Consider the following 22596-nt stretch of genomic DNA (forward strand, 5'->3'; position numbering starts at 1 on the left):
AGATAAAAAACGCATAAACAGGATTGAATTGTTTACACGTTTTTATAAGATTTTTATTGTTGCAATTAATTCAAAATAGGAACATCAACTTTCAGATTGGGATATTTGTCACCCAGTTTTTTGAGAAAGTCATTGGCGATGACGTTTTCCTGTACCACTTTCTGCATATCCATCGACAGCATATTGCTTGCCGTATTCACGTGAGTAAAAACAAGGGCCGAAAACAAAATCAGCTCTATCGGTTTATCATCCGTCGCTAAAGAGATTTTGTACGCTTTTACCGTATCACCTTTCTGTTTTGCAAAAGCTTTCATTGTTCCTTGCTGCGGAATCTCCACCAGGCTCGATTGTGAAAGCCTATGACTGTCAAATACCAAATGATTGCTGATATCGCCATCGGTATCGGTATCCAAAAGGTGAAGTTCATCATTACTCAAAATCAAATATTTCGGAGTCTGAACGGTTTGATATCGTACCGTTCCCAAAGTCGCCATACTTTTCAAAGAATCTTTCATCCCGTCTTTGATGGCAGTTGCGCCGGAATATTCAAGGTTTGCAAAATTGAATGCATCAATAGGTTTTCCGTTCATCTGGGTCTTCAGATAACTGTAATCCCCGTTCAGAAAATTGGATTTGTAAGTTTCTGCCCGTTGAAACTCTGATTTGAAATCTGTACTCTGCAGAGTTTGTTTCATCTTTTGCTTTTTAGCGTACATAAAATACATCACGCCGCCATAAAAAAGCACCATAAATCCGATAATAAAAAAAATTGTACTCATAGTTTTTGTGTTTTAAATTTATATTTTCGTAGGTTCTACTCTTTTTTTCTTCGAAGGAATTACGCCCCAGATCATAAAAGCAATAAGAAGCAATGCCACCAGCTTTCCACCATATCTTGTATAAAAAGGAAGTTTATTGAGGTCATCTTTTTTGAGTTTTTGAGAGGCTAAAATCGCATCCATTTCCTTATCCGGAATATTATAGAACTCATCCGCTTTTTCATCATAACCTACTAATTTTGGTTCTTCAATGACATATAACGGCAGGATATAAGCGATATTAAATTCTTTATGCAGGGTGGCAAGATCGAGATAGTTCCCATTGTTAAGTTTGTATTCTTCGGTATTGGGAAGGTCATAAACTTTTGTGAGTGCTTCTCTTTCGCCAATAGGGATTTTGGCTTTTGCCGATAGAAAATTGCAGGCAGAGAGCATCAATGCAGATGCCAGGAAAATTGGTTTTAAGTTCATCATTGTTTGTTTTTTTAGTTATACAATTTTTATATCAGAATAAAATTGTTCACTTTCTAAAGATAATTAAAATCATAAAAAATTGAAAATATTATTTGCAATTGTTGAAAAATTAATTACAATCTGGCTGTTTTATTATTTCATTTCCATCTTTTCAGCCATTTCTTTTCTCTTTCCGTTAGAGTTACTGCTTCAGGTTTATATTCAGGATTAGGAATGTACCACTCCATTGTTTTGTAAAACTGACTTAATTTCGGATTCTGAAAAACATAACCGCGTCTCGCAAATGGTAAATTCTTGAGTATTTTTCTTTCCAGATCATTTTTAGGTTCCGCAATATTTTCTTCCTGATAATAAGAGAACGGAATGTACCCCAAATCCTGAATTCCCAAATAGTTTTGAGCATACAAAAACAAATCACCATTGATTTTGAAATTCTTCTTCCGGAAAACAATGTTGCCTTTTTGCAGATGGAATTTTAACGCATCATTTTCGATAAAAGAATTTTTAATTCCTTTGATATCTTCGGTTTTTCCGATGCCGTTAATCTGCCATTCATTAGAATTTTTGAAGAACGTTTTGTTGATAGAAAATGTTTCAAACTCGCCAACATCAATAATCAATGTAAAATCATCAATCTGTTTATTCGCCCAACGATTGGCTGCAGTCAAAACATATTCAAATTCATAATTATAATCTATCGAACCAGAAACGTCATAATTGTAAGTATGCTTGATGATGTTGAGTCCTTTTTTGAAATTGGCTTCAAAATGATAGACGTAAAAGAAATCGACATTATTCCCGCTTTTGTTACCATTGAATTTGGCTAAATCCAAAGACTTTATCTTCCCATTTTTATTGTATAACGAGTCGGCAACGTAAGAAACATTATATTTCAAAACCGAATTATTGAGCTCCACCTTGAAATCTCTCATATACGGATGTTGCCCATTTTTTGGTGCGCCATCCACATCTCCTTCCGGCGAAAAAGCTTCAAAACCAACGGTGATTTTCTTGTCTTCTTTCGGATTGAAAAACTCATAATAAACCGTGACTTCAATTACCTGATTTCGCACTTTTTTCAGAGTTAAAATTTCCTTTTTGACCGTAATATCGGTTTCATTGATTGGAATCAACTGATTGCCTTTCGCGAAAAATGCACCGTCATTTGCAAAGGCCGAAACGCTTGTTAATATTAATACTATTTGAAGTAAAAACCTAGTCATCATTTTTTGTTTTAATTCAATTATCAATTCAATTTTTAAAAAGGTATCTCAACTTGTCTTCCCTTATAAACGTCGTTTCCGATTTTGAATAATGCGACATAAGAACCCGCTCCGTCGGAATTGGACAAATGGATGTATATCGAATTATTTACTTTGTCATAATAACATTCGGTGTAACCATTGTTGGGATTGAAAAGGTCTTCGATATCTTTCTTGGGGATTTCGATTTTCTGATTTCCTATTTTCACAGTAATAGACTGGTAATAACTTTTAGGAATTGTTCCGTCTGTTCCCCACATTTCGCGGCTTTTGTATTTTGTGATTGGAAAATCTGTCTCAGAAAAGTATTTTTTGTTGGATTCATAATCAAAATCACCCGTTTTGATATTGATATCGATATCGTTTAAATGAAAAACCGCCTTGTTATCGTGAGTATCTACAGAAGGTATTTTCTCAAGATCTTTGATATATTTGATCCTTGAACGATGTATATAACCGGATTTTCTATTGTTATCAAAGCTAATATTCAACCAATCCGTGTCTAAATCTTCAAAAATAAAAACTGCTTCTCCCGATTTTATCTTTCCGATGATTTTGCTGTTCGTTGACTCTTTTTCTCTCACATTCACGTAACCGTCTTTATCGACAATCACAGCAAAATTGCAAAATGACGTTATATCATCTTCTTCAGAAATTGGCTTTGTTTCTGTAATTTTTTGAGGTTCTTTTTTTTCAATTGTCTTCTGCTTTTCTTCTATGCAGGATTGCAAAGTGAAAATTATAATTAATAATAAAAACTTCTTCATTTCAATCATTTAAAATTCTATTTCCACCATTTCTCATTCTCTTTCTTCTTTCCCAGATTGGTATCCAACTCCGTTTCGCCATACATTGAAAGGATATAATATTTCCAGCCTTTGTCAAAATATTTTGGATCCGGCGAAAATTCTCCCGCTCCAATATCCAAATCACCACTTTCCGGAATTCTGTAATCGCCCCAGTTGCATTTTTTTGAAACGCCTGTTTTATAGCTTATCCATTTTCCTTTAAACTCATTATTACTAAAACCATCCGTATCATAAGCCAAAGAATTATACTTGAGTTTATTTTTATCAATGATGTATCCCACAGTCATTGTACCTTTGATAGAACCTGTGGAAGTCATTTTCCGGTCTTCATAAAAATTGATTTCGCAGGTGGCAAAACCTTGAAGATGACTCGGGAAATCGATATTCTTTCCAATCGTGGCACTTTTAATAGTCAACGTTCCCTGAAAAGGTCGAATTGTTTCTTTAACTTTAGTTTTTCCTTGAACAATATATTCGTAAGGATTATTTTTATTCTTAATTACAGAAATAAAATGGATATGAAACCTTTGATAATCATTCCCAATATAACCAATAGGTTCAGGTCTTTTCAAAATTTCATTATCATCCGCAACAACAGTTTCAGCAGTAAGAATCCTTGAAATATCATAGTTCTTAATATCGTTGTAAAAGTCATTACTCTTGTTTTGAGCAAAATTTTTACCCAAACAAAACATTAACAGCAAAATAAAAAAATTGATTTTCATAGCACAATTTTTAGTTTAACTAATGAGTTTCAATGGCTTTAACTTTCCCTGTTTTCTTGTCAAAAGTAATTTTGTAATTAGGTCCGCCATAAAACAAAACAAGGGTTAAAGTATTATCTGTTTCACTATCAAATCGGATGTCTTTCGCCAAGCTAATCCTCAAATTTCCATCATTTTTAAAAATATCGTGATCTGTAGAATGGATAATTTGCTGTTCAAAAATTCCTTTTTTCTCAATGATTTCCAGCCAAGGACGCGTCATCACGCTGTAACCAACAATCTGAACTCTATAATTTTGATTCAGATCTTTCTGCATTCTGGAACCGAAAGGTGTCATCGCAAAAAATATGGTGTAAAACGGCAGCATCATCGGTAAAATACTCAGGATCAATGCCACGATCAATGTTCCTAATAATAATTTCGCCAATAGTTTTTTCCAAAACAGAACGATCACTGCAAAACTTGTTAAGATCCAAAGCCAAAACACAATAACATCGCTGTAATAACCTGCAAAACTGATTTTCCAGAAATAATACAGCACGCTATCTGACACCAAAAGTATCGAGAGAACTAAATATATTTTTAGTATTATTTTTTTCATCGGTTTAATTAAATTTTGTGTTTATACATTTAGATTTTACTCCAAATAAACAAAATCTCCCGAACTCACTTTTCCAAAAATCTCATTTTGAAATTCTTTTTTGATGATAAATAAATACGCTTTGTAATGGGGATTTTTGTCTCCTCCAATCTTCAAAGTGCTTTTTTCATCATCAAAAACTAAGTTATACTTTATGATTCTGTCTTTCAGTTGCCAAGTGTAGATGTCAAAATTTTGTCCAACAAATTCACCTTTGGTTTTCTTTGAGTTTCCGTATTTTTTGTTGAGTTTAGAAACAAAATTTTCCGTTTTATCTTTATTGGTTTCTCCGGCAACTGCATTGATGAGCATTAATTTCCCATCCATATTCGTTACAAAATTGATAGCATTGAACTCAAAATCATCAAAATTGGCAAGAACATCACGAGTAGAAAAACTACGTTGTCTATATTCAACTCTTACAGGTTTTTCGCTTCCGATAAATTCACCGTCAGAAATAGTATCAGCCTCAATCATTTCAGATTTCACCTGATAATATCCACTATACTCTTTGCTTTTGGTATTTTCGGAAAGAAGGGTTGAAATATTGGTGTTGAAATCGAAATTTTCCAATTGTAAAGCTCCATCAGCAAGTGATTTTGCTCCAGATTTTTCTTGTCCGTTGCAGGAAAGCACAAATGGTAAAATAATAAATATTGATAGTATTCTTTTCATTGTATTAAGCTAATGGTTCTCGTTTTAATAATATTATTTTTTCAAATATAAGTTGAGCGAACTACAATTCGTTATATTTTAAACAATTTAAATATAAAATCATTCCTAAGTAAGATATATACTACATATTATTGTTTTTCCATTCTTTTTTTATCAAAACTGATACGATTATCAAAAGCTGGGTAAGGATTTTCCCAAATATCTTCCTCGGTATTATAATGACCTTTCAATTGTATAATTTTGTTTTCTTCGGAATTACGTTCAACCGATGATATAAATTAGAACCATTTACAATCCGTTTGAGACAATTTATGATTCGTAGTAAATAGAAAACTTAGGATATACTTTCTATTTTGTCGATTTTCCAATGACCATCTTCCTTTTTGAGTGTATATTGGTAAGTCATTCCACAAATATCCAGGTGAAATTTCACAAATCTGGAGAAATCATTTTCAGAAATAGAACTGAATTTAACCTTATCAATATTCTTTAAATCAGATTCATAATCGTCCTGGGTCATAAAGAAATAATCATAATCAAATCCGAAAGGCGGACCGTCATTTTCTGGATCTTGTTTGAAATGCTCATCGCCTTCAACATATTTCTGACGATATTGACTAAGAAAATTCTGAGTAAATAATTTCGAATTCGAAAGGAATTTCACCTCCTTATCCACTTGTTTGAAATCAACATAATAGTTTTCCGCATCTTCATTTTCTGAAAGAATGCCACCTTTGATGCTATGAAATTTATAAAGCATATTCTGATTGGTTTTATACCAATTCAAAAAATCCTTTACAGTCTGGATGTCTGAATTATTCTTTATTATTGATGTTTCTCTATTATTTACTGATTGGCGAGTTGTTTTTTCAACGGTATTCTTTTCGCAGGATTGTGTTGCAAAAAGCAGACATAATAAAAGAGTTGTTGTTATTAGTTTTTTCATTATTGTGTTTTTGATTTTCTTAATTAATTATCGGAATATTAAGTATTACCGTTGTTCTATCATTTTTAATAACTCTAAGGCTTCCTTTTCTTCAACATTTTATTAATCTTTTTCTTACTACAAATTCACCTTCTATTATGCTTATTTTTAATCATTTGTTGTTTTTTGTAAAAATATTGATTTTGATAAGGAAACTGCATTCTTTTGTAGTTTTTTCTAATGTGCTTTATTTTAGCTTCCTAAATCCAACTATTATAAATAAATAATGCCAATAGAAATCTATTAGCGTCACTTATGAATTTCTAATATTTAATCGATTTTTTTAGTAACTTATATTCTAAACAAGAACAAACTCCCCACACCCAGCTCACTTTCAACCGAAATCTGTCCTCCTTGGGCTTCAACAAACTGCTTGCTGATACTCAATCCCAATCCAGTCCCTTCTTTTTTTGTACCCGGAATTCTGAAATATCGATCGAAAATTTTATCAAGATATTGTTCTTCTATTCCACGACCAAAATCCCTAACTGAAAATTTGACTTTATCATTTTGATTTCGAACATCTATCTCAACTTCTGAGTTTTCGTAAGAATATCGGATGGCATTTGACAAAAGATTATTGAGAACCCAAGACGTTTTTTCTTCATCGGCAAAAATATTTGTCAACCCATCTTCTACTTTAATTTTGATATTAATTTGCTTTTGCTCAGCTGCTGATTTATTGGCATTTACAGCATAATCAATGATATCTTGAACATTAGTAAATTTTGAATTGATTTGTATAGAACCACTTTCTACCTGAGCGATATTCAATAATTCACCTGTAATTTTTAAGAGTCTGTTAGAGTCTTCTTTGATTCCGTTCACTAGGTTTTTCTGTTCATCATTCAGGTTTCCGATTCTTTCATTTTCTAATAGTTGAAGTCCCATTTGGATGGAAGAAATTGGGGTTTTGAATTCGTGCGAAACCGTTCCTAAAAAGTTGGTTTTAGCCAAATCCAATTCTTTGAAAGGTGTAATATTTCGAAGCATAATTACTTGACCAATAAATTGACTGTTTTTTTCACCAGTTGGAATAACATTAATGTCAATGATTTCTTTTTCAAAATAACTTTCCTTTCCGTCTGCATAAATTTTCATCGGTTCTTTATCTGAAATATTGTTTGTAGATTGAATCATTTCTTTAATCAAATCCCGCACTAAATCATTGTTCACCGCCACCTCCTGAATCAATTTCCCGACAAAATTTTCTTTTCTAAGGCCTGTAATTTTCAACGCTTCGTCATTTACGAAAAGTACTTTTTTATTTTCATCAATACCAATTACAGGATCGTGCATGTTATCAATCAAAGTCTCGATGCGTTTTTTGCCTCTGATGATTTTGTCCAGTTTACTTTCAGAGTATTCCTGAAGCTTTTCAGCCATTGTGTTGAAGGATTTTGCCAATTCTCCGAACTCACTTCTGCTTTCAAAATGAACCCGTTCTTTATAATTCTGATTTGCTATTTGCCTGATACTTTCAGTGAGCGTTTTGATTGGATTTGCAATATTGGAAGGCAGATTTACCAACAAAATGAAGGCAATGATAAAACATAACATTCCAGCGACTGAAATTACCATAATCGCGCTTTTAGCCGTAGAATCTGCAATACTGCTTTTATGTTCAATCGCACTCATATTGAGTTGCATCAATTCAGCAATATCTTTTCTTATCGATGATTGAAGAATCGTATTTTTTGAATCTTTTTTTAAAGCCTGAAAATGAATCACAACATTATCTGTAGCTTCTTTCTCTCCCGGTTCAGTCACATTTTTTTGTTGATTTTTCAAATGTTTTTCAAACACATTGAAAGCGAGTGGATCCGTATTGATTTCTTCCAAAGCAAGAAGCATATTGCGGGAATACTCCAGAGTATTGTAGTTGGCTTTCAGAATGTTATTCGTATCTTTTTTCAATTGATTGATATACCATCCGCTCAGAACAGACAGGATGAATATCATTATAAAAAGAAGACCAACACCGATGTTAAGTTTTGTTTTAATTTTCATTATGAAAGAATGACTAAATCTATATTTTCTTTTGACAATCTGTTAAGTAAAGAATTGAAAGTATCCGTCGCCACAATTATTTTCCAAAGATTAAGATGCGGCTTTCCGATGCAGACTGTCGTGATTTTCCGTTCTTCGCATTGTTCCATTATGGTGTGAGCGATATTTGTACCTTCAACCTTTATAATTTCAGCGCCTAATTCTGTTGCTAATTTAAAATTATTAATCAAATGTCTTTGCTTGTCCAGCGCTATTTTATCTGCACGTTCTCTAGGAATCTGAACATAAAGCAAACACCATTGGCTGTTATAATAATTGGCTAATCTCGCCGTTTTTCTAATGACATTTTTCGCCGTTTTTTCGTTGGAACTAATGCAAGCCAAAAACTTTTCTTTCCTGATATTTTTGATGGATGAAACTTCGGTTTCCACCTTCCGCTGAACTTGGGAAGCTACTTCTTTCAAAGCCAATTCACGCAGTTGAAGGATATTTTCACTTTTGAAAAAATTACTAAGTGCAGAATTGATCTTAGATTGGTCATAGATTTTCCCTGCTTTCAATCGGTCAATCAATTCTTCTGCTGTCAAATCAATATTCACTACCTCATCAGCCTGAGCCAAAACACTGTCAGGAATTCTTTCTTTGACTTCAATATCAGTAATGTTTTTCACGTCTTCATTAAGACTTTCGATATGCTGAATATTGACTGCGCTGATGACATTGATGCCAGATTCCAGAATCTCCATCACATCCTGCCATCGTTTCTCGTTTTTGCTACCTTCGATGTTGGTGTGCGCCAACTCATCCACAATCACGACTTCCGGACGTAGATTGATGACCGCCTGTACATCCAACTCATCCAACTCTTTTCCTTTATAAAACAATGTTCTTCTGGGAATCACCGGAAGTCCGTCAAGCAAAGCGTGTGTTTCTTTTCTGTTATGAGTCTCGATATATCCAATTTTTACATCGATGCCGTTTGACAAAAGTGTATGCGCTTCCTGAAGCATTCGGTAGGTTTTTCCTACACCGGCGCTCATTCCGATGTAAATTTTGAATTTTCCCCGTCTTGATTTTTTGATTAAATCGAGGAAGTCCTGCGCAGATTTTTTCTCATCCATAATTTTTTCGGTGGTAAGAAGTTAAAAGTAAAAGGTAAAAAGTATTGGATTGAAGTTAGTTAGTTTTTAGTTAATTAGTGCCAAATTTTTAACATTCACCTTTAACTTTTAACCTCTCACTTCTCACCATTTAAAAACTAACGGCCAACGATGTCACTGCCGAAAAATTATTGTTCTTAAAAGCATCATTTCTGGTCAGGAAAATTTGGTCTTTGCTGTTCAAATTTTTGATTTCTGTTCGCCAAACCAAATTCGGAAGAATCCAGTAATCGGCGTTCAAAGAATATCCAAAAGTTTGAAAACCATTATCCGTCCCAGTCGAGATGATGACGCCTTTTTTATCTTGATAATACTCACCTCTCACAGCAAAACTCAGCTTTCCTGTCGGACTGAATTTCGCAATAATCAAGGGCGAATACCAAACATTATATTGCTCACTTCCTTTCGCTTTTTGTTCCGCGCCAACATCAAATCCTGTTGTCAACGCCAACTTATCCGTCAATTGAAAAATGCCGTAAAAATTATGGAAATATCGCATTTGTCTGAGGCTGTCCGGTTTATCATTCCCGATGAATGAACTGCTGTTCAAGGTGATTTTTTCGGTCGGTTTATAAGTTAATTGATGACCGAACGCCACAGTAGCATTGCCTTCAATTCTCTGGATTCTTTGCCAACCATTCAGCACCAAACCGCTTAAAAACCATTTTCCTGAATTGCTGGTGTAAGAAATCTTGGCTCCACTTTCAAAGTAAGGCGAATTTTCCGCCTGCAGGCTCCTGGTCAACGCCCAGCAATCTTTGCTTACCGCACTTTCAAAACCGATGTGAGAAGGTAAAATCCCTGCATCAATCCAAAGATTTTTTGATTTTGAAATTTTCACGCCAACATTGGCTTCATAGATATTTTTCAGCACACCAGATTCCGCAGAATAATTAGCATTCATATAAGTTCCGGTTGCTAATGAGAGATTGGCTCGGAGTTTATCGGTTTCATAATTGGCCTTGATGAAGCCTAAGTTCAGATTGACTTCATTGTTTCTGTTGTGGCTGTAAATAAATGAAGGACGTGAATTATTTTTAGGATTATTAGCATCGAACTGATAATATAATTCTGCGTAGCCAGATATTTTCAGTGGTTTGTTTTCTTCCTGTGCAAAAAGCATAGTGGATAATCCAAGCATAGAAAATGCCAGTTTTATAGTTGTTTTCATTCTTTAATTTTTCGTAATTATTTCAAACCGTCTAAAGCAATATTGAGTTTCAGAACATTGATTTTTTCTGTACCGAATATTCCCAGAAAAGGTTTTTCTGTATTGGAAGTGATTAATTTCTCAATTTGATTTTCATTAAGATTTCTGATTTTTGCAATTCGTTTAGCTTGAACATTAGCTGCTTGAACAGAAATATTCGGGTCCAATCCACTTCCGCTTGCTGTGACCAAATCAGAAGGGATTTCTGATTTTTTGACATCCGGATTATGTTTCAAAAAGTTGTCTATTCTTTCCTGAACCGTTTTAAGATAATCAGGATTGTTCGGACCTTTGTTGCTTCCTCCTGCTCCGGCTGCATTATAATCTACAGCGGAAGGACGCGGCCAGAAATATTGGTCTTCCGTAAAGGCTTGACCAATATTGGCGTAATATTTTTTATTATTGAAAGTCAGAATTTCGCCTTTTCCATTGTTGGGAGAAAACTGGGCGATTCCAAAAACGATTAAGGTATAGAATCCAGCAAAGAATACGAGGCAAACTACTGTGAGTCTGATGGCTGGTAATATATTTTGTTTCATTTTGATTGATTTTTATTTTAGTTAAAAGTTAGAAGTCAGATGTTAGATGTTAGATGATGAATTAGTAATTAACTTTTATAATGTTGTAGTGGTTTGCCCTAAAACTAGCAACCTCACCAATTTTCACCTTTTACTTCTCTCATCTAAAAGAATAACGATACCAAAAGGTCTATGATTTTTATCCCAATGAAAGGAATCAAAACGCCTCCCAAACCGTAAATCAAAAGGTTTCTTCTGAGCAATGCACTGGCACCAATTGGTTTGTAAGCAACGCCTTTCAGAGCCAGTGGAATAAGCATCGGAATGATAATCGCATTGAAGATAACTGCTGATAAAATGGCGGTTTCCGGAGAATGCAGATTCATAATATTAAGACCTTGGAGCGCCGGAATCGACGCGATGAACAACGCCGGAACAATGGCAAAATATTTTGCGACATCGTTGGCAATACTGAACGTCGTCAAGGTTCCGCGGGTCATCAAAAGCTGTTTTCCGATTTCCACGATTTCAATCAGTTTGGTCGGGTCGTTGTCCAAATCCACCATATTTCCGGCTTCTTTCGCCGCCTGAGTTCCACTGTTCATTGCTACACCGACATCAGCTTGAGCGAGTGCGGGAGCATCATTGGTTCCGTCGCCCATCATTGCAACCAAACGGCCTTCTGACTGTTCTTTCTTGATGTAGTTCATCTTATCTTCCGGTTTAGCTTCCGCAATGAAATCATCCACACCAGCTTTTTCAGCGATGTATTTAGCAGTCAAAGGATTATCCCCAGTTACCATCACCGTTTTAATTCCCATTTTTCTCAAGCGTTCGAAACGTTCCTGAATGCCCGGTTTGATAATATCCTGAAGCTCTACAACGCCTAAAACTTTTTCGTTTTCCGAAACGACTAAAGGTGTCCCTCCGTTGCTCGAAATATTTTTTACGGCTTCTTCTGTTTCTTTCGGAAATTGATTTCCTGCTTTTTCCACCAAATTTCGGATGGCGTCAGAAGCACCTTTTCGGATTCGGATATTGTCATAATTGATACCTGAGCTTCTTGTTTCCGCCGTAAACTTGATGAATTCCGAATTGTTGATTTCATAACTTAAAGGATTAACACCAGCTAATTCTATGATGGATTTTCCTTCAGGTGTTTCATCAGCCATTGAACTTAATACAACAGCTTTCGTGAAATCTTGTTCATTAATTCCGTTAACCAAATGAAAGTGAGTCGCTTTTCTGTTTCCGATGGTGATGGTTCCTGTTTTGTCCAACAAAAGAACATCTACGTCACCAGCCGTTTCTACCGCTTTTCCACTTTTCGTAATCACGTTGGCTCGCAAAGCTCTATCCATTCCTGCAATTCCGATGGCTGACAATAATCCGCCGATGGTAGTTGGAATTAAACAAACAAATAATGAGATAAAAGCCGCAATTGTAATGGGTGTGTGTGCATAATCTCCGAATGGTTTCAATGTCACAGTAACGATGATGAAAACTAAGGTAAATCCTGCTAAAAGAATTGTTAAAGCAATTTCGTTGGGTGTTTTTTGTCTGGAAGCACCTTCTACCAAAGCAATCATTTTATCCAGAAAACTTTCGCCAAGTTCTGTCGTAACTTTTACTTTTATTCTGTCTGACAGAACTTTAGTTCCGCCTGTTACACTGCTTTTGTCGCCACCGGATTCTCGGATTACCGGTGCACTTTCTCCTGTGATGGCGCTTTCATCAATAGTAGCAAGACCTTCGATAATTTCTCCATCGGATGGAATAATATCGCCAGGTTCACAAAGAAACACATCACCTTTTTTTAGCGAGTTAGAAGTTGTAAGTAAGAAGTCAGAAGAATTCAAATCGAAAAGACTTTTTACATTCAACATCTCTCTTTTCACCATTTTTGCGAGCGTTTCTTCCCTTGTTTTTCTAAGTGAATCGGCTTGAGCTTTTCCTCTAGCTTCAGCGATAGCTTCGGCAAAATTGGCAAAAAGCAAAGTGATAAAAAGAACTGCAGTCACGACAATATTGTAAATCAAACTTCCCTGATTTTGTTCTCCTGCGGCAATCCAGATGCAAACGCCAGCCATTACCAGCGTTCCTACCCAAACCATAAACATTACCGGGTTACGGAACATTTTAGCTGGATTTAGTTTTATAAAAGATTGTTTCAAAGCTTCGTTGACGAGTTCTGCCTGAAACAAATTGTTATTATTTTTCATTGTTTTATGAGTTAAAAGTAAGATGTGAAATGTGAGAAGTTTTTAATCGATCACAATTAGATTATTTTAAAGGTTATGCAATGATCCAAAATTCCATATTAAAATTTTTTTTTAGTTTTATTTATAAAAACATTTGATGAAACCACATAGAAATTTGAAAGCCTGGAGCGACAGCATTTCATTAATAAAAGAGATTTATGTAATTACTAAATCATTTCCTAGAGAAGAACTTTTTGGCATCACTTCGCAGATGCGCCGAGCAGCATTGTCAATTCCACTGAATATTGCTGAGGGGGCAGCAAGAACTAGTAAAAAAGAATTTATTCGTTTTCTGGACATTGCCATTGGTTCTATTGCTGAGCTGGACACTCTATTTATTATTTCATCTGATTTAAAGTTTTTATCTGATGACGAATTTCGTTTACTAAATGAAAAACTTGATTTAATCGGAAAACTGGTTTATGGATTAAAGCGTAAGTTGCTTAGTGCGTAAGAAGTCAAATGTTAGATGTCAGAAGTTTGATGTAAAAACCAATCACAGAATATTTTGTCAGTGATTTGCTTCTTACTTCTTGCTTCTCACTTCTCACCCACCAAAATATTCTGCGATTGGACCTAATGCCAAAGCCGGAAAGAAAGATAAAGCTGCAACCAATGCAATGACCGCAAAAACCATTAATCCGAATGTGGAAGTATCGGTTTTCAAAGTTCCTGCACTTTCGGGAATGTATTTTTTAGCAGCTAAACTTCCTGCAATCGCAACCGGACCAATAATTGGAAGATATCTTGCCATCAACATCACGATTCCACAGGCAATATTCCAGAATGGTGTATTGTCTCCTAAACCTTCGAAACCGCTTCCGTTATTGGCACTTGATGAGGTGAATTCATAAAGCATTTCGCTGAAACCGTGAAACCCAGGATTGTTGAGCCAGCTTGCATAAGCTTCAGGATTATGGGCATAAGTATAACTTGCAATCGCTGTTCCTGCAAGAATCAAAAATGGATGAAGAAGTGCAATCATCATTGCGATTTTCATTTCTTTAGCTTCAATTTTTTTTCCGAGGAATTCTGGCGTTCGGCCAACCATCAATCCACTGATGAAGACAGCGAGAATAATAAATATATAGAAATTGAGAAACCCAACACCTACACCGCCGTAGAAACAGTTGACCATCATTCCGAGCAGTTGATTCATTCCACTAATCGGCATAAAACTGTCGTGCATAGAATTGATACTTCCTGTAGAAATGACGGTAGTTGCGATGCTCCAATAAGCCGAAGCTGCAGAACCAAAACGAATTTCTTTCCCTTCCATATTGCCCATCGTTTGAGAAATTCCCATTTGAGAAATATTTGGATTTCCATTGACTTCTGAGACAATTGTAGGAATCGTAAGAATCAGAAAACCAATCGTCATTACACCAAAGACTGTCCACGCCAATTTTCTTCTTTTGATTACATATCCCATCGCAAAAATCATTGCTAACGGAATCAGCATTTGGGTAACAATCTCAACAATATTGGTAAAGTAATTTGGATTTTCTAGTGGATGAGCTGAGTTGGGACCAAAAAATCCACCTCCATTTGTTCCCAAATGTTTGATGGCCACAAATGCAGCAACTGGACCGCGGCTGACTTCGACTTTATCACCTTGTAAATTAACAATCGAATCTTTGCCTTCAAAAGTCATCGGCGTTCCATTGAATGCCAACAGAGAGGCAACTATGATTGCAATTGGTAACAAAATTCTTGTACAACTTCTTATAAAAAAGAAGTAAAAATTTCCTAATCTCTCAGTAGTTCTTTCCTTCATCGCTATAAAAACAACAGCTGCCACAGCCATTCCGCAACCTGCAGAAATGAATTGCCAAAGCATCAATGTCAATTGTCCTAAATATGACATTCCTGTTTCGCCTGAATAATGCTGAAGATTGGTATTGGTCACAAAGCTTACCGCTGTATTAAATGCTAAATCACCGCTCATTGACGGATTGTTGTCGGGATTCAATGGAAGCCAGTCCATATTGGTTAGAACAAACATTGCCACTAGAAACCAAACTAGATTAATAGTTAATAGAGCGATCAAATGTTGTTTCCAAGTCATTTCCTTTTCCGGATCGATACCTGAAAGTTTGTAGAAAATGTTGTCTATGGGATTTAAAATTTTATTCAGCCAAGTTTTTTCATTACTGAATATTTTGCCAATGTATCTTCCCAATGGTATCGCAAGAGAAACAGCGAGAAAGAACATTAATATAATTCCTAAAATTTCTGAGTTCATTTTTTTTAATTTGAAGTGAGTGAGAAGTAAGAAGTGAGAGGTAAAAGAAAGCGGCACAGACCTTCTGACTTTTTACCATAAACTTTTCACCTTTTTAAAATTTTTCCGGTTTTACAAGCACGTAACACATATATGCGAAGACGGCAATAGCAATGATAAATAATGCAGTCATATTTTTTCGAAGTATTTGACGGTTAGAAAAAAGATTACGAACAGAAGTAGTCCTGTAATGATTAATAGTGTTGTCATTTTAAATTTTTATGAAAATTGAATAATTGCCGCAAATACAAAAACACTGAGAATCACAGTTAGATTGACGATTAGAATCTGAAGATTATGTTTTGAGTTGGAAGCTTTCCACTGTTCCCAATTCCCTTGATTTCGGTTTTTCATTGTTTGGAAATTTATAATCCGGATTTGTAAACCTGACGGAAATAAGCTTTCTGTAGACCAACAGGAATTTTCTCGAAAATGAGATTTTTGTAAACTCTGTCGCAAGAAAAAGTGAGTCTATCCAAAGAATAAATAAAAATAGACTCTACCGCATTCTTCAATGTTTCGTCTCCTTTTCTGTAGATCTCATTCATTTTGTTGAGACAATTTATCAATACTATTTTGTCTTTCCTTTGTATCAGTTTCTGGATTTGTTTTGTGAAAACATTGATGACCATAAAAGAATTTTTGGTCTTGTAGATTTCTTTGAACTCTTCTTCGGACTCAGGTGCAACTTTGATGATTTCCTGAATGGCTTCTGTGTGATTCATTTTATTATTATTTTGAACCAGTTATGCCAAGATATATTCCCTTTAAGAACTTAATCATCCTATCAATTGCAAATCAATTAATTAAAATTTATTTTTGAAATTTGGACAACAAAAAAGCCTATCAAAATGATAGGCTTTTTCTCAATATGATAATTAATTTAAGATATTTTGTATTCCTCTATTTTGCGATATAAAGTTGCAATTCCTATTTCCAGCAAACGCGCAGCTTCAGCTTTATTTCCTTTAGTATAATTAAGAGTTTTCTGGATATGAATTTTCTCCGCACTTGCCATAGAAAATGCTGACAAGGATTTGTTGCTAGAAGTATCAGATGTCGACAATTGCTGCAAATCGAAAGGTAAGCTTTGAATTGTTAATTCCTGACTATCTTCCAGAATTACGCTTCTCTCTATAACATTCCTAAGTTCACGAATGTTTCCTTTCCAAATATGCTTTTTCAACACATCCAAATATTCTTTGGAAATCGATGTAATTTTCTTTCCGATTTTTTGTGTGAATTTTCTCAAAAAATAATTAGCAAGTTCCTCAATATCTGAAGTTCTCTCACGCAAGGATGGCAGAACAATACTGAATATATTAATTCGATAAAACAAGTCTTCACGGAAATTTCCTTTGTCGATTTCATTTTGCAAATCTCGATTCGTTGCAGCAATTATTCTTACATTAACTTTGGTAGGTTTGCTGTCTCCAACTTTCAGAAACTCGCCAGATTCTAAAACACGAAGTAATTTTGCCTGTAAATCCAATGGCATCTCTCCTATCTCATCAAGAAAAACAGTTCCGTTATTGGCTTCTTCAAAAATTCCTTTTGAATCTTTCATTGCGCCAGTGAAAGCTCCCGCCTTATGACCAAACAATTCGTTTTCCAATAATTCTTTGCTGAAAGCCGAGCAGTTGATGGCTACAAAATTTTGCTTATTGCGATTACTTGCATTATGAATAGCCTGCGCAAAAACTTCTTTTCCAGTTCCGGTTTCCCCATTTAGCAAAACTGTTGCATCAGTTCCAGCCACTTTTTTAGCTGAATCGATAGCGAACTGAATCAGTCTTGATTTTCCGATGACATTGTCAAAAGATTGTTTGTTGTCGAGTTGTTTTTCCAACTGTAAAACTCTCCTATTGAGAACAACTTTTTCTAACGCTTTATAAACAAGAGGAATAATTTTGTTGTTGTCATCACCTTTTGTAATATAATCGAAAGCGCCGTTTTTAATTGCCTGAACACCATCCGGAATATTGCCGTAAGCCGTCAAAAGAATAGTTTCTACTGAAGGATATTTCTCTTTAATAATTTTAGAAAATTCAACACCGCTTCCATCGGTAAGTTTGACATCGCTTATAACAACATCAATATCAGAAACTTCTAATCGCTTTTTTGCATTTTTCAAATCAGAGGCCTGAAAAACTTCAAAACCTTCCAAACTGATAATTCTGGAAAGTAAAGTCCTGATTTTTTCTTCGTCGTCTATGATTAGGATTTTGTTCAATGGCTGAGATTATGATGCAAATGTAAATATTGTATTCAAAACTTACTAAATTAATTAATATTGAATTATTATTACAAACGATAGACTAACTAAAAACCCGTAACTTTGTGAGCATGAATCAGGATACTATTTGTGCGCTGGCAACAGCTAACGGAATTGGAGCTATTGGAATCATTAGAGTTTCCGGAAATCAATCTTTTGAAATTGTCAATAAAATATTCGAAGGTAAAAATCTGGAAAAGGTGGAATCGCACACAGTTCATTATGGTTTTATCAAGGATGAAGATGAAACGATTGATGAAGTAATGATCTCTGTTTTTCACGCACCAAAAACTTTCACGACAGAAAATTCTGTAGAAATTTCTTTCCACGGCTCGCCTTACATTGGTAAAAAAATTCTTGAAGCCTTAATTAAAAATGGCGCAAGAATGGCGAAAGCGGGAGAGTTCACAATGCGCGCTTTTATGAATGGCAGAATCGATTTGTCTCAAGCTGAATCTATTGCAGACCTGATTGCGTCTGAAAACGAAGCTTCAAGAAAAGTAGCTTTGAATCAATTAAAAGGCGGAATTTCGAACGAAATTTCATTCCTGAGAAATGATTTGCTGAACTTCACTTCTTTAATAGAATTAGAACTTGATTTTGCTGAAGAAGATGTGGAATTTGCTGACAGAACCGCACTTAAATCCTTACTTTATAAAATAGAGGATAAGCTAAATTCTTTGATTGAAAGTTTCCAGTACGGAAATGCCATTAAAAATGGAACGGCAGTCGCAATTATTGGAAAACCGAATGCTGGAAAATCCACTCTTCTCAACGCACTTTTAAAAGAAGAGAGAGCAATTGTAAGCAATATCGCAGGAACAACTCGTGATACGATTGAAGAAATTCTCCATATCAAAGGTCATGCATTCCGTTTAATTGACACAGCTGGTTTACGCGAAACATCAGACGAAATTGAAGCGATTGGGGTAAAAAAAGCTAAAGAAAAAGTAGAGAATGCTGAGATTTTAGTTTATCTGGCTGATGCCGGAACTGAGGATTTTTCAGAAGATATAGAAATGATAAAGTCTCTATTGAGAGTTGATCTGAAGTTGATTATCTGTGCTACAAAAATTGATGAAGTGATTCCAACTCAATATGAAAAATTAGAACAGATTTTCAGAAACGAAATCTCCACGGATTTTGATTTTATAAAAATATCAGCCGTTGAGAACCAGAATATTCAGGATTTGAAAAATGAGTTATCTTCCTACATAGAGCATCTGAAATCAGAAGAGGGAAATGTTGTCATTACCAATCAACGTCATTATGAAGCTTTGCAAAAATCCTTGAATTCAGTTGAACGAGTTGATGATGCGGTGAGTTCGCAAATCACAACGGAACTTTTGGCTTATGAACTTCGTAATGCTTTAGAATATCTTGGCGAAATATCTGGGGAATTCAGCAATGATGAGGTTTTAGGAAATATTTTTTCGAAGTTTTGTATCGGGAAATAATTTAGCTTTTCTTTGATTTCTTTTTATTTATTTTCTTTGATTACCAACCATTTATACAAATTTTATTTTCTCTTTTTGGAGTTTATTTATATATTTGTACACCTGGTGTACACCTCGAACTACAAAAAGCAGTGCAAAGGTGTACAAATGTACACCTTAAATAAAAGATATGAATATTACTTTAAAACAGAAAAATTTAGCTGATGGAAGGATTAGTCTTTTCATTGAGTATTACAAGGGTTCTTCTACTAATGCACAAGGAAGAAGAGTTCACCTGCGAAATTTTGAGTATTTAAAACTGTATTTGCACCCCGATCCAAAGTCGGCTAAGGAAAAAAAAGAAAATAAAGAAACTATGGCTCTTGCCGAAAGTATTTTGGCAATCAAAAAAGCTGAATATGTTCAAGGTCGCTACGATTTGAAAGATACTGTAAAAAGTAAAAGGACTTTTTTAACATACTTTGAGGAGTTGACAGAAGAAAAACAAAAACAAGATACTTCTAATAATTACGGTAATTGGTTATCGACTCTACAACATCTCAAAAAGATTGTTCCAAAAAATATGACTTTCGATGAAATTGATGAAAGCTTCGTCAAGAAAGTTCACCGATATTTCGAAAAAGATGCTCTCACAAAAAGTGAGCTGCCACTTTCTCAGAACTCAAAATATTCATATTTCAACAAGTTTAAAGCTGCTCTAAGAAGTGCTTTCGATAATGGATATTTGACAGTAAATTATGCGTCAAAAGTAAAATCCTTTGAACAAGCGGAAAGCCAAAGAGAATATCTGATTTTTGATGAATTGCAACGTTTAGCAAAAGCGGAATGCAAATACCCGGTTTTGAAAAAAGCATTTCTTTTTTCGTGTTTATCAGGACTACGGTGGTCGGATATTAATACTTTGACCTGGAAAGAAGTTCGTGATGAAGGTGATGTTTCCAGAGTCAATTTCCGACAGGAAAAAACAGATGGCGTAGAATATCTCTACATCTCAAAACAAGCCAGGGAATTGCTGGGCGAAAGACAAGATCCTCAAGCAAGAGTTTTCAAAGGTTTGAAATATGGAATGACCTACAATACTGAAATTATCCGTTGGTGCAATCGAGCTGCAGTTCCTAAGCATATTACTTTTCATTCAGCGAGACATACGAACGCTGTCTTACTTCTGGAAAATGGCGCTGATATTTACACAGTTTCAAAAAGACTGGGACATCGGGAATTGAGAACGACTCAGATCTATGCAAAAATTGTGGATAGCAAAATGAAAGAAGCTGCTGAGATTATTCCGGAATTAAATATCGAGTTATAAAAAATTCCGTTTTCTATTTTTAAACTCAAATAAAATCACTTTCTCATCCAGTTGAATCCAGAATAATCTTATTTAGCCTTTTAACATTTCAAATTAGTCCAAAGTATTCTTATTTAGCCTGCAAGCTATTGATAGTCTTCCATTTATGGTTTTTATTGTTGACTTTTGTTTCGTTAAACCAATTAAAAGAAACAGATGGAAAATAACGAAATCATCATTCATAAGCTCAACCGAATTGAAAAGCATATTTTCGGGCTCAAGGCAATTCTTAATGTAGAAGAGCTTTCAGATTACACAGGGTTCAAGAAATCCTATATCTACAAATTGGTTCATACCAACTCTATCCCATTCTCAAAACCTTCCGGAAAAATTCTATTCTTTGAACGAAAAAAAATTGACGAATGGTTGCTCAAAAACAGCCATAAATCAAACGATGAGATCCAACAAGAAGCAATAGAATTTTCTTTACGCAAAAAATAAAACCTAACTACTGCCATAGTTAGGTTTAAATGTTTGTTTTACTGGAAGTAAAGAGCAAATATAAAAATTATTTGTGACTCCTTCCAAAATCAAAAAATGTTTTATGGAAGAAAATAAGATTCTGTATCAAATTGAGACAGAAACGAAAACAATATTTGACAGAACGCTCAATTATTTGAATTCAAAATATTCAATTAGATTCAACACAATCTCTCTTGAGCTTGAAATTAAACTTGTTTCGGATAAAAAATGGTCACCACTCAATTTGAACTCATTATTTATAGAACTTGTCAGAGCAGGAATTGATATTCCGATTAATAAGTTGGAGATTCTGGTCAGAAGTCATTTGATTCAGCAGTACAATCCGATTCGGGAATATTTCGAAAACTTGGAAAATTGGGACAACGATAACCATATCAGTAAGCTTTGCAGTTATGTAAAGACGACCGATGATAAATCCTTCCAAAAGTATTTCGAGAAGTGGATAACCAGGACTGTAATTTGTGCATTGAAACCCGGCTACATCAACAAACAGTGTTTTGTGCTGTTCAATACTAAGCAAAACAGTGGAAAGACGAGTTTTCTGCGATTTCTCATTCCTGCAAGTCTTGAACAATATTATACAGAAGACATTGGTGTTGATAAAGATGGCTTAATTTCCTTATGTAAAAACCTTCTGGTCAATATTGATGAGCTTTCGGTAATGTCAAAAACAGATGTTAATATTCTTAAATCCTTCATTTCAAAAAATACCGTCAATGCACGTTTGCCTTACGATCGAAAATCATCATTGATGCACCGAACGGCTTCGTTTTGTGGGTCTACCAACCGGTCGGATTTTTTAACCGATGAAACCGGAAGTGTGCGGTGGCAGATTTTTGAAGTTTTGGAGATTGATTTCAATTATTCTAAGGAAATCAATATTGAAAAAGTTTGGTCACAAGCATACTATAATGCTTTTGAAAGAAAAAATTACAATCCTGAACTCACGGCTGAAGATATCCAGGAAAATGAAAAGCGGAATGAAAAATTCAAACAGGTATCCCTGGAACAGGAAATTATCCTTAATCATTTCGAAAAATCCAAACTGCAAAGTGAATTTCTGACGCCTTCGGACATTATGCTTGCTATGAACAATGCGCTTGGTGTACGGCTGAACATTATAAAAATTGGTAAAGCCTTGACCGCAATGAACTATGAAAGAATTAAACATCCGAAAAGACAAGTCTATGGATATTTGATCCGAAGGAAAATTGACGAATGAAATAATCTAAAATTACTTA

The 22596-nt window shown here is 34.8% G+C and carries 23 protein-coding genes; 5 read left to right on the forward strand and 18 right to left on the reverse strand.

Features of this window, described 5'->3' with window-relative positions:
• Nucleotides 1-65 precede the first annotated feature (65 nt).
• The 13 genes from KI430_RS05630 to kdpB form a co-directional block, all read right to left on the reverse strand.
• The gene (locus KI430_RS05630) at nt 66-779 is read right to left on the reverse strand and encodes a hypothetical protein (protein ID WP_120213083.1); all 714 of its coding nucleotides are present in this window, start codon (nt 777-779) and stop codon (nt 66-68) included.
• Nucleotides 780-797: 18 nt separating this feature from the next.
• A complete protein-coding gene (locus KI430_RS05635; protein WP_248877284.1) occupies nt 798-1253 on the reverse strand; it encodes a hypothetical protein in 456 nt (151 codons plus the stop codon).
• Nucleotides 1254-1390: 137 nt separating this feature from the next.
• On the reverse strand, nt 1391-2479 hold the full coding sequence (locus KI430_RS05640; protein WP_248877285.1) for a YARHG domain-containing protein: 1089 nt from the start codon (nt 2477-2479) through the stop codon (nt 1391-1393).
• A gap of 32 nt (nt 2480-2511) precedes the next feature.
• On the reverse strand, nt 2512-3282 hold the full coding sequence (locus KI430_RS05645) for an SH3 domain-containing protein (RefSeq protein WP_248877286.1): 771 nt from the start codon (nt 3280-3282) through the stop codon (nt 2512-2514).
• A 17-nt stretch (nt 3283-3299) separates the two neighbouring features.
• A complete protein-coding gene (locus KI430_RS05650; RefSeq protein WP_248877287.1) occupies nt 3300-4049 on the reverse strand; it encodes a hypothetical protein in 750 nt (249 codons plus the stop codon).
• Nucleotides 4050-4068: 19 nt separating this feature from the next.
• The gene (locus tag KI430_RS05655) at nt 4069-4650 is read right to left on the reverse strand and encodes a hypothetical protein (protein ID WP_248877288.1); all 582 of its coding nucleotides are present in this window, start codon (nt 4648-4650) and stop codon (nt 4069-4071) included.
• Between the two features lie 36 nt (nt 4651-4686).
• The gene (locus KI430_RS05660; RefSeq protein ID WP_248877289.1) at nt 4687-5364 is read right to left on the reverse strand and encodes a hypothetical protein; all 678 of its coding nucleotides are present in this window, start codon (nt 5362-5364) and stop codon (nt 4687-4689) included.
• 334 nt (nt 5365-5698) lie between these two features.
• A complete protein-coding gene (locus tag KI430_RS05665; protein ID WP_248877290.1) occupies nt 5699-6310 on the reverse strand; it encodes a DUF3828 domain-containing protein in 612 nt (203 codons plus the stop codon).
• Between the two features lie 330 nt (nt 6311-6640).
• Nucleotides 6641-8359, reverse strand: a complete 1719-nt coding sequence (locus tag KI430_RS05670) for an ATP-binding protein (RefSeq protein ID WP_248877291.1) — start codon at nt 8357-8359, stop codon at nt 6641-6643.
• A complete protein-coding gene (locus KI430_RS05675) occupies nt 8359-9480 on the reverse strand; it encodes a sensor protein KdpD (protein WP_248877292.1) in 1122 nt (373 codons plus the stop codon). The genes KI430_RS05670 and KI430_RS05675 overlap by 1 nt, the downstream gene beginning before the upstream one ends.
• Before the next feature lie 130 nt (nt 9481-9610).
• A complete protein-coding gene (locus KI430_RS05680) occupies nt 9611-10690 on the reverse strand; it encodes a porin (RefSeq protein ID WP_248877293.1) in 1080 nt (359 codons plus the stop codon).
• 17 nt (nt 10691-10707) lie between these two features.
• Complete coding sequence (locus tag KI430_RS05685; RefSeq protein ID WP_248877294.1) at nt 10708-11268, reverse strand: K(+)-transporting ATPase subunit C; 561 nt, start codon at nt 11266-11268, stop codon at nt 10708-10710.
• Nucleotides 11269-11411: 143 nt separating this feature from the next.
• Nucleotides 11412-13469, reverse strand: a complete 2058-nt coding sequence (kdpB, locus tag KI430_RS05690) for a potassium-transporting ATPase subunit KdpB (RefSeq protein ID WP_248877295.1) — start codon at nt 13467-13469, stop codon at nt 11412-11414.
• A gap of 136 nt (nt 13470-13605) precedes the next feature.
• On the opposite strand from kdpB, the gene KI430_RS05695 reads away from it, so the two are divergent.
• The gene (locus KI430_RS05695; RefSeq protein ID WP_248877296.1) at nt 13606-13962 is read left to right on the forward strand and encodes a four helix bundle protein; all 357 of its coding nucleotides are present in this window, start codon (nt 13606-13608) and stop codon (nt 13960-13962) included.
• Between the two features lie 93 nt (nt 13963-14055).
• Here KI430_RS05695 and kdpA read toward each other — a convergent pair whose 3' ends face one another.
• From kdpA to KI430_RS05715, 5 genes are all read right to left on the reverse strand, one after another.
• The gene (gene kdpA / locus KI430_RS05700; protein WP_248877297.1) at nt 14056-15753 is read right to left on the reverse strand and encodes a potassium-transporting ATPase subunit KdpA; all 1698 of its coding nucleotides are present in this window, start codon (nt 15751-15753) and stop codon (nt 14056-14058) included.
• A 94-nt stretch (nt 15754-15847) separates the two neighbouring features.
• On the reverse strand, nt 15848-15925 hold the full coding sequence (locus KI430_RS05705) for a potassium-transporting ATPase subunit F (protein WP_120213798.1): 78 nt from the start codon (nt 15923-15925) through the stop codon (nt 15848-15850).
• 86 nt (nt 15926-16011) lie between these two features.
• A complete protein-coding gene (locus KI430_RS18050) occupies nt 16012-16146 on the reverse strand; it encodes a hypothetical protein (RefSeq protein WP_262920895.1) in 135 nt (44 codons plus the stop codon).
• Nucleotides 16147-16157: 11 nt separating this feature from the next.
• Nucleotides 16158-16517 carry a hypothetical protein gene (locus tag KI430_RS05710; protein ID WP_120213625.1) on the reverse strand — a complete coding sequence of 120 codons (360 nt, stop codon included), beginning with the start codon at nt 16515-16517 and terminating at the stop codon, nt 16158-16160.
• Between the two features lie 158 nt (nt 16518-16675).
• Nucleotides 16676-18025: a sigma-54-dependent transcriptional regulator gene (locus KI430_RS05715; protein WP_248877298.1), complete on the reverse strand. Its 1350-nt coding sequence runs from the start codon at nt 18023-18025 to the stop codon at nt 16676-16678.
• Between the two features lie 113 nt (nt 18026-18138).
• On the opposite strand from KI430_RS05715, the gene mnmE reads away from it, so the two are divergent.
• The 4 genes from mnmE (at nt 18139) to KI430_RS05735 (ending at nt 22577) form a co-directional block, all read left to right on the forward strand.
• Nucleotides 18139-19524 carry a tRNA uridine-5-carboxymethylaminomethyl(34) synthesis GTPase MnmE gene (gene mnmE, locus KI430_RS05720; RefSeq protein WP_248878276.1) on the forward strand — a complete coding sequence of 462 codons (1386 nt, stop codon included), beginning with the start codon at nt 18139-18141 and terminating at the stop codon, nt 19522-19524.
• Nucleotides 19525-19693: 169 nt separating this feature from the next.
• Nucleotides 19694-20833 (forward strand): site-specific integrase, encoded by a 1140-nt coding sequence (locus tag KI430_RS05725; protein WP_248877299.1) that lies wholly within the window; start codon nt 19694-19696, stop codon nt 20831-20833.
• A gap of 195 nt (nt 20834-21028) precedes the next feature.
• Nucleotides 21029-21313: a helix-turn-helix transcriptional regulator gene (locus tag KI430_RS05730; protein WP_027374281.1), complete on the forward strand. Its 285-nt coding sequence runs from the start codon at nt 21029-21031 to the stop codon at nt 21311-21313.
• Nucleotides 21314-21416: 103 nt separating this feature from the next.
• Nucleotides 21417-22577 carry a virulence-associated E family protein gene (locus tag KI430_RS05735; protein WP_248877300.1) on the forward strand — a complete coding sequence of 387 codons (1161 nt, stop codon included), beginning with the start codon at nt 21417-21419 and terminating at the stop codon, nt 22575-22577.
• Nucleotides 22578-22596 lie beyond the last annotated feature (19 nt).

It is taken from the genome of Epilithonimonas zeae, from assembly GCF_023278365.1.
In the GTDB taxonomy this organism is placed as follows: Bacteria; Bacteroidota; Bacteroidia; order Flavobacteriales; family Weeksellaceae; genus Epilithonimonas; species Epilithonimonas zeae_A.